Raw genomic sequence first — 8,543 nt, forward strand, 5'->3', positions numbered from 1 at the left:
ACGTAGACATGGTAGCCTAAACTACCAAAGCCCTCGACAGTATCACCAAGCATTCATGAGCAATTCTATAAGAAGGACAGCCATTGTAGCATAATGTCCGAATTTAGGGGGTCAGACCGTAATCGGTCCTGCTTTACATGCATTCGCATCAGAAAACTGATGTATGAACGCATTATAGAGGCTAGTGCAAATAATGCCTCACAATCCGGAATGGTGGCCAACTTTGTTCGGATACGTGGCTCAAAATGAACCGGATTACTCAACACCCTTTGCACCGAGAAATGCTACCGCCGTGTGTTTGGCACTCGACTTTCTTAGGGAATGGCAGCCAAAAAGTTTAGACCTTCCCCGCGATCCTCTGTTTGCTATCACTAAAACCATGTTTACTCGTCATCCTCGAAAAACGATGATGATGTTCCAAACGTCTCCTCCGCCATGTTATGTTTGCCATGCTTAGAGATAACCAATCTCCCCGTCAAGCTGCCTATCGCTGTCACCATGACAAGGCTATTATCTGTGTTCTTCTAGAGTCTTGACGACCTGTTTGCCGAGTTCAATTTAACATGAAACATCTAGCCTCAGGTATCCGGCGGTTGACTCGGTTTCTATCAAAGAAAGCCCCCAAGTTAGAAGGAAAGGCCGCGTTGCTTGTCGAATACATATTTAGTACTAGGGAACCATGTTCGGCGATAAAGAACTAGGGGGCGGATGGCATGTAGTCGGAGACCAGTTGCAGCGAAGTAATGTTGTTACGCAGTTTCTTCTGACAAGTTGGGTAGATGTGCTACTAAGTATGGAAATCTGGCTTTGGATGATGTAAACGGGTGTTGGTGGGAAGTGCTACGCTAATAGAAACGCGACGGACGGTTCTGACGGCAACAGTACTGAGTAACTACTATATAACAATTATCTGAAAGGGGTATTTCTAATGCGCTATATTGGGTGGCTGAACATGTTGTTGGTGACTGTTATTCTTCTTACAGTAGGTGTCTTAGCAGCACCGTCGGACGATTTCGTTGTATTGTATTACAGCTTTGATGAAATCGTCGATGGCCGAGTGATGGACCAGTCAGGAAATGGTATTAACGGTATGGTTTGTGGTACAGTTAACTCCGTACAAGGAGTGAGGGGCTTAGCTGGACAGTTTGTGGGTAAGAGTTTTGTGGACCTTTCAGGGTTTCCATCGGCATTGATTCCAAAGGATGAGATCTCTATTATGGCATGGATCAAGGTCTCGCCGGGAGAAACACGGGAAATATTCAATACTCAGAGTTCTGATGAGACGTGGGTCTTCCATCCAGAAGTTAGAGCAGATGGGAAGTACCGCTGGCTAGTGCGGACAAGCAACATGCAGACTATTTTTGACATGCAAGTTGGAGAGGTTACATGGGACAGTTGGGTTCACTTTTCAGCAGTATACAGTGCTACCGAAGGATATGGCGCCCTATATATCAACGGCGAAGAAGTATTCAGACAACAGGTAGCAAAAGGGATAGATATGATTCAAGATTGGGGTAAGGGTGCGCGAATTGGACTTACCATTAATGACGGACGTCCCTTCGGAGGCACTATGGACGATTTCATTATTTGGAATAAGGCATTACAAGCTGATGAGATTCGGTGTGTGATGGAGAATGGAGTCGAACTAGGAGCAAACTAAATACGGAGTGGTCCAGATTTCCCATTAGATCGACTTGTCCGGATGATGGTTCCAAAGGTTCCGTTAGGCCCCACACTCCTAGTTATGGAGGTAATAAGTTTGGGAATTGCAGCAGACTCACTAATCGGAGTTTTTCTTATTGTCTTGATACTATGTACGTATACATCAGCGCAAGCCAATGACTTGATTGAACACGTAAACTGGCTTTGTGTGGATGACTTTGCTGACTATCAGCTTGGTGAGATTATTGATGAGAGATGGACTTTCTTCAGTAATCGTCGAGTATCATGGTCTATTGAGGAGTTTGATGAAGCATCGAGCGGCCGTGTGCTGAAGGCGTCAAATAAAGATGATAAGCAAAATCGAGCGATTCTGAACCTTGATGTTTCGGTAAGTAGCAAAACGAGAATCGTATTTCAGTCGAAAGTATGGGTGGATCGTAACGGCCTATTAGGTGTTGATTTGTGGAATTGCGAAATGAACTGGCCAAACTACGTATCGGTACATCCATGGAATCTTGGGATTTTTGCGGATAGCGATCAACGTAAGTCGTACTTGCAGACGGTAGTATTTGATCTGGAGAACCGAACAGCAGAGATTTATGTAGACGGTGTTTTCCTTAAGATCTTACCCTTTAGAGACAACCAGGTTCCGCCGGAATATGGTGTTTACAGACTGGGGATCTCATTCGCTGGTGCAGATGGTTCAAACGACGTCCTATGGGATTACATCAAAGTGGGAGTCCTGGATATGACAGACAATCTGATTCAAGCCCCTTCCAAGAGAACAGAAAGCTCAGAAGAGCTACTTTGGATTAGTGAAGTCAAGTGGCAGGACCCGGATACTAAGACTTACCTAGGAAGTCCTAGTCTGATTCGGTTGAATAATGGAGACATTCTTGCTACGCATGATTATTTTGGTCCAGATGCGCCGAAGGATACCCTCGGTCGCTCAAACATGACAAGTGTTTACGTATCGAAAGACGACGGGAAGACCTGGGAACACTCGACGGATTTGGTGGGGATTTATTGGGCTACTCTCTTTGAGCATCATGGCAACGTGTATCTTTTGGGTAATTCGTCAGGTATGGGCGGTATTGCCATTGTCTGTTCTCAAGATGGAGGATCTACTTGGACGGAAGCAGTTGATGATAAGAGCGGTCTGCTTTTCCGTCCAGGACAATGGGGTATGCCCCCTCGTTATCATGGGGCACCAGTACCTGTTTTGGAAGTCGACGGTCGGCTTTACCGCGCATTCGAAAATGCCGCAGATCCTGATATGCCAGGGATGCGTGGTTATCTTACTTTCGTTATTTCCGTTGATGCTGAAAAGGACTTGCTTGATGCGTCCAATTGGCGAATGAGTAATGAGATTTACTTTAATGGGGATTGGGATCCACCGGGTTCAAATCCGACAACAGGGTGGCTCGAAGGGAATGTTGTGGAAGGTCCTGATGGAAGACTATGGAATATTCTGCGTGTCAATTCTACACCGTATGTGGATCGTGCTGCTATGGTCGAGATACACGAAGAAGGCTCTCGAGTCACTTTTGAACCAGATAACTTCATCCGATTTCCAGGTGGACAGAGCAAGTTTGTGATCCGTAAAGACAAGAGTACAGGTTTGTATTGGACGATTACTAATAACAACACAAGTCCTGCACATTCGAGTCAGAGGAACGTTCTTTCCCTTTATGTTTCACCGGATCTACGGAGTTGGTACCATGCAAAAACGCTAATGAATGACGATCAAGGAATGGATTTTGGTGACTCGGTGCGCGTGACTGGGTTTCAGTATGCTGACTGGCAATTTGATGGAGATGACATTATATACCTCGTTCGTACCGCCTATAATGGGGCACCGAACTACCATGATTCAAATCGGATCACTTTTGGACGTGTTAGCAGGTTTCGTAGTCTTACTCCAGATGCTTTATGAGAAACAACCAACTGCATGGAAAGGGTGTTATGTGCCGTGACAATGAGAGATGTATGTCTTGGTCTAATGGTAGCAGTGATGTTGGTCAGCTTTTCGGTAGGGTGTCTTGCAGTCAAAGTTGGGGAGGATAACGGAGCACCTATCGATGATCCAATTGAAGAACCAATCATACCATATGACGGACTGCAACTGTGGCTTATGGCTGATAAGGGAGTTACGGAAAACCAATCATCGGCATTAGCTCTATGGAAAGACCAATCTAGTCAGAAAAATGACGCAGTGATCGAAACTGAAACAGCGCCAAAGGTCGTTAAGAATGCTTTTGGGTTTCATAGTGGTATCAGGTTTGATGAAACAGCCTTTATCAGGATTCCGCACAGCGATGGTCTTAATGCAGGCGAAGGGTTCACACTATTCTTGGTTCACCGCAACACTTCGGGAAACCGACTGGCACAGAAGAAAAGTGCTCATACCGGAACTGGCGAAGATGCCTGGTTTGTTGTCGCTACGCAAGGTCTAGCAGTATCTGGAGTATATCGAAAAGGTGCCTCTTTGTTTCCTGAAGGTGGGACTGTTTACCTTCAGACCAGTGTATTTGATGCTAGTACAGGCACGATAAAGACCTATAGCAGTGGTGAACTACGTGCAACCCTTAACGATGTCTGTGCTCAGGTTCCGAACGAAGACGATCTTTATGTTGGTAAGCGCAACTACCCTGGAGCCAATGAATTGCCATGGAGTGGTGACTTGTTCGAACTAATCATCTATAATGCCACCCTTACAGAGGATAGTCGAGTTGAAGTTGAGCAGTACCTTATTGACAAGTACGGACTCTAATTGCTCAGTTTTTTGCTAGTCCCGGGTTAAGTTGAAGATAAAATGTGTGTATGCATGTTTTATTCAGGGTCAATGAATTGTCATGGAACGGTATATACCGAGGTAAGTGGTCTATACTGCGTATCGCTACAGAGGATGGTATCGATGTTTTCAGGCACTTTGTAGGAGGGCGAATGATGAAAATGCTGCAATATGGCATTGTTGTTCTCGTAAGTCTTCTAACGTGCGGTATTGTATACGCTCAGGATATGGACTTACCCACGAATAATCTTCAGCTCTGGCTCAAGGCTGATGCTGGAGTAATATCGCGGAATAACCTAGTTAGCATATGGGAGGATCAGTCCGGGAATGGTCGTCATGCTATGTCGAAAACCGGTAAAGAGCCTTCTTTTGATCTGAAAGGTATTAACGGGCACCCTTCAATAAGATTTGATGGGGGAAACACGTTTCTGCGGGTAGCCCATGATGATGTACTAAATCCTGTAGAAGGTTTTACAGTATTCATTGTCTATCAGTATGAAAGCGGGTTTAGACTACTCCAGAAAAAGAGTAATGCTGATGGTATTAGCGTTGATGGTTGGTTCGTAACACCTCTTGGTGGTTTGGGCGTTGCTGGGTCTTGGGACCGTGCACATCATTTCTCTTCAGATACTCCATACATATCGTCCTATTCCTACGATCCTGTAGATGGGGAGATTAGACTTTACGGTAATGGAGTATTAAGAAATGTAATTAAGGATGTCCTGTCGTCCGAAGGAAATTCAGATGATTTGTTCATTGGCAAACGTGATTGGGCCTCGCGAACCGAGGGGCACCTTTGCGGGCTAATTGCCGAGATACTTATTTACAACGCCAGACTATCTGACCTAGAGAGGGGGCAAGTCGAGGAGTACTTGAAGTCGAAATACATGTCGAAGCATGAATTAAGTAGCGACACATCGATTAGCCCCGATCCACTGTGGGTTAGTGAGGTAAAGTATCAGGATCCGACTACTAACATCTATCTGGGAAGCCCTAGTTTGATCCGATTGAAGAATGGCGATATTATTGCCACGCATGACTACTTTGGCCCGGGTGCCTCCAAAAACTGGCTAGGATTACCCAACATGACTAGTGTCTACCGTTCAACCGATGACGGAGAGAACTGGATGCATTTGACTGACCTTATAGGGGTATATTGGGCAAGCCTTTTTGAGCACAATGGTGCGCTCTACTTGCTGGGTACATCAGCTGGTCCCGGAAGTATAGTTATTGTGCGGTCAACCGATGGTGGAATAACCTGGACTGAACCGGTTGATGGGAAAAACGGTCTTCTGTTCCCTGGGGGTCAATGGGGAACTCCGCCGCGATATCACGGGGCTCCAACACCTGTGTTGGAGGTAGGTGGTCGTCTGTATCGCGCATTCGAGAATGCGGCTGATCCTACCATGCCTGGTTTTAGCGATTACCAAGCGCTAGTTATCTCAGCCAATTCCAATGCGGATCTACTAGATGCTGGTAATTGGACGATAAGTAACCAACTGGTATTCAACCAATCATGGGACCCTCCCGGGTCGGCACCGACAACAGGCTGGGCTGAAGGGAATATTGTTGAAGGCCCTGACGGAAGACTATGGAATATTCTGCGTGTCAACTCTACACCGTATGTGGATCGCGCGGCCATGATTGAAATACACGAAGAAGGTTCTTTGATCACATTTACGCCAGATGATTTCATTAAATTTCCAGGTGCACAGAGCAAGTTCGTGATTCGTCGAGATGAGAGTACGGGTTTGTACTGGACGCTTACCAATGAGAATACGGATCCTTCATATTCGAGTCAGCGGAACGTCCTTTCACTTTTTGTTTCGAAGGACCTACGGAGTTGGTATCATGCAAAGACGTTAATGACGGACAATCAGGGTATGAGTTTTGCAGATTCCGTTCGAATGACCGGGTTTCAGTATCCTGATTGGCGGTTCGACGGTGAAGACATCATCTATATAGTCCGGACAGCGTATCAAGGAGCACGAAACTATCATGATGCCAACCGAATTACCTTTGGGCGGGTCCTAGACTACAAAGATTTTACTCCTGATTCGGTGCTCGCAAGGTGATATTGAGGCAATGGGGCTCATGTGTAGCACTCTTGTGAGCTCATCATATCTAGAGGAAAGAGGTATATGACAATGAGAAGGTACAGACACATCCGGGTGTTGGTAATACTATTATTAGTTACATTTTCAGGAGTAAGCAAAGCTGAGGTAACGATTACCTACATGCATAGAACAGTCCCACTGGAGACAGAGTGGGCGGAGAGGGTAGCTGCAGCTTTCGAAGAGGCGAATCCAGGGGTTAAGGTAGAACTCATATCTGGTGGAGGCGGGGCAGGCTTTTTCGAAAAGCTGAGTAGCTTAATTGCATCCGGTTTGGCTCCAGACATACATTACGGCAGTAATGATCGCCTGTTGCCTATACACAGTGGATGGATCTTAGGCCTTAACGAGCTCATCGAGCGGGATGCTGCCGAGCTTGATATTGATGATTACCTACCGGGCGTGTTTCGTTCATATGAGGTGAATGGGACAGTATATGGTATGCCGTTAAACGTGTTCACGCAGGTGGTCTTCTGGAACAGGAATATGTTCGATGAGTATGGCTTAGCACCGTTGACAATGGACTGGGATTCAGATGAATGGACCTGGGATGATCTCCTAAGTTACAGCGCTCGTCTGACGGAAGTTGGACAAGATGGTGCTGCGCGTCAGTTGGGTGTTAGTCGAGCCACAGATTTGTATCTTCCCGATATTGCTTGGATGTTTGGTGGAGATTGGTTTGTCCCCGAAGCATATGAAACAGGGAAAGCCACTGAATCCACTATGACGCGAGCAGAAAACGTAACTGCGTACGAAGCACTTCAGTATCTTTGCATGAACTATGCAGCTGAAGGTCCGAACAAGGGAATAGATGTTGTGCGTGGCTTCCAGCAAGGCAGACTAGGCATGGACTGGATAGGTACGTGGAAGGTCAAGCAGTTTATCCAGGAGACGCGTACCGGCGGTATGAGTTTTGACTGGAATATGGCACCAGTTCCCTTGGCTCAAAACCGGGCAAACACACGCTGGGTGGATGCTCTTTTCATATACAAGAATACTAAGTACAAGGAAGAAGCCTGGGAGTTTGTCAAGTTTGCTACAGGAGTTGAAGGCCAAGCTCTTTGGAGCGAACTAACCGGTGATATTCCGGCAAGGCGTTCTGTTCTTCCTGTATATGTGAGTAAGATCACGGATGTAATGGAGATAAAGGAGCACGTTCTTGTTCAGTTCATTGACGGCGGTGTTTCGCATTCACGAAGGGCAGTAGAGGAGAGTATTCTTGGTACTGGGCGAATCGTTAATCAGAATCAGCGACGTTGGTTTAACCCGATTATAAACGGGACTACCGCGGTGTTGACCGCTTTGGAGAGAATTCAAAGTGAACTTGATGCACAACTGAAAGCGTTGGTCAATTAAGTGCTGGAGGTTTTACCCGGCTTATATATAGAAGGGGTAGTAAGCTAAGAACAAAGTCCGGCATTAGGATACTACTGCGCTAGAATAGTTTAGTGATTTGAAAAGACGTGATTAGTAAAGATGGTATGACGGCTTTGAAACAAAGCCTGCCATACCATCTTACGTTAGGAAACTGGGTTGTTGGTATTGCTAACCGACGGAAGTTCTCTATTCTGTGGAATGTAATATGGTTAGCGTTATGGAAATCCCAAGCACCATTAGGTTTTTGAAAGGAAGACCTAGAATCATTCCCCTGCAACAGTCCCCCGGGTATCTGGATTATCCTGTACAACATGATCACTATGCTTAGATCCGGGAAAAAGAGATCAGTTGTGTCTCCTGCATCCTGATTCCTTCAGGATCTTTACAGAGCTCGCCGAGGGGGTTTTGTCCTTTCATCCTGGCATCAAGCACGATTTATTCTCCGGGAAACTGGAGTTGGGTCTAACATTGAGATTGAGTATTCCGATCGAATAAGGCCACCTTCACGGAGAAAGAGGGCCACCCTCACGGTCAGATAAGGCCACTGTCACGGACTAGAAGGCCACCCTCTTTGTCACCGTTTTGCTCAAATTATC

Annotated in this window: 5 protein-coding genes; all 5 read left to right on the top strand. The window is 46.1% G+C overall.

Annotated elements, in window-relative coordinates:
- Positions 1-928: 928 nt before the first annotated feature.
- The 5 genes from M0Q40_12025 (at position 929) to M0Q40_12045 (ending at position 7,926) form a co-directional block, all read left to right on the top strand.
- Positions 929-1,660 carry a LamG domain-containing protein gene (locus M0Q40_12025; GenBank protein MCK9223322.1) on the top strand — a complete coding sequence of 244 codons (732 nt, stop codon included), beginning with the start codon at positions 929-931 and terminating at the stop codon, positions 1,658-1,660.
- 99 nt (positions 1,661-1,759) lie between these two features.
- Complete coding sequence (locus M0Q40_12030; GenBank protein ID MCK9223323.1) at positions 1,760-3,598, top strand: glycoside hydrolase; 1,839 nt, start codon at positions 1,760-1,762, stop codon at positions 3,596-3,598.
- Positions 3,599-3,634: 36 nt separating this feature from the next.
- Positions 3,635-4,435, top strand: a complete 801-nt coding sequence (locus tag M0Q40_12035; protein MCK9223324.1) for a hypothetical protein — start codon at positions 3,635-3,637, stop codon at positions 4,433-4,435.
- 176 nt (positions 4,436-4,611) lie between these two features.
- On the top strand, positions 4,612-6,531 hold the full coding sequence (locus M0Q40_12040; protein ID MCK9223325.1) for a hypothetical protein: 1,920 nt from the start codon (positions 4,612-4,614) through the stop codon (positions 6,529-6,531).
- 72 nt (positions 6,532-6,603) lie between these two features.
- On the top strand, positions 6,604-7,926 hold the full coding sequence (locus M0Q40_12045) for a sugar ABC transporter substrate-binding protein (GenBank protein ID MCK9223326.1): 1,323 nt from the start codon (positions 6,604-6,606) through the stop codon (positions 7,924-7,926).
- Positions 7,927-8,543 lie beyond the last annotated feature (617 nt).

The sequence above is a fragment of the Limnochordia bacterium genome (assembly GCA_023230925.1).
In the GTDB taxonomy this organism is placed as follows: Bacteria; Bacillota; Limnochordia; order DUMW01; family DUMW01; genus JALNWK01.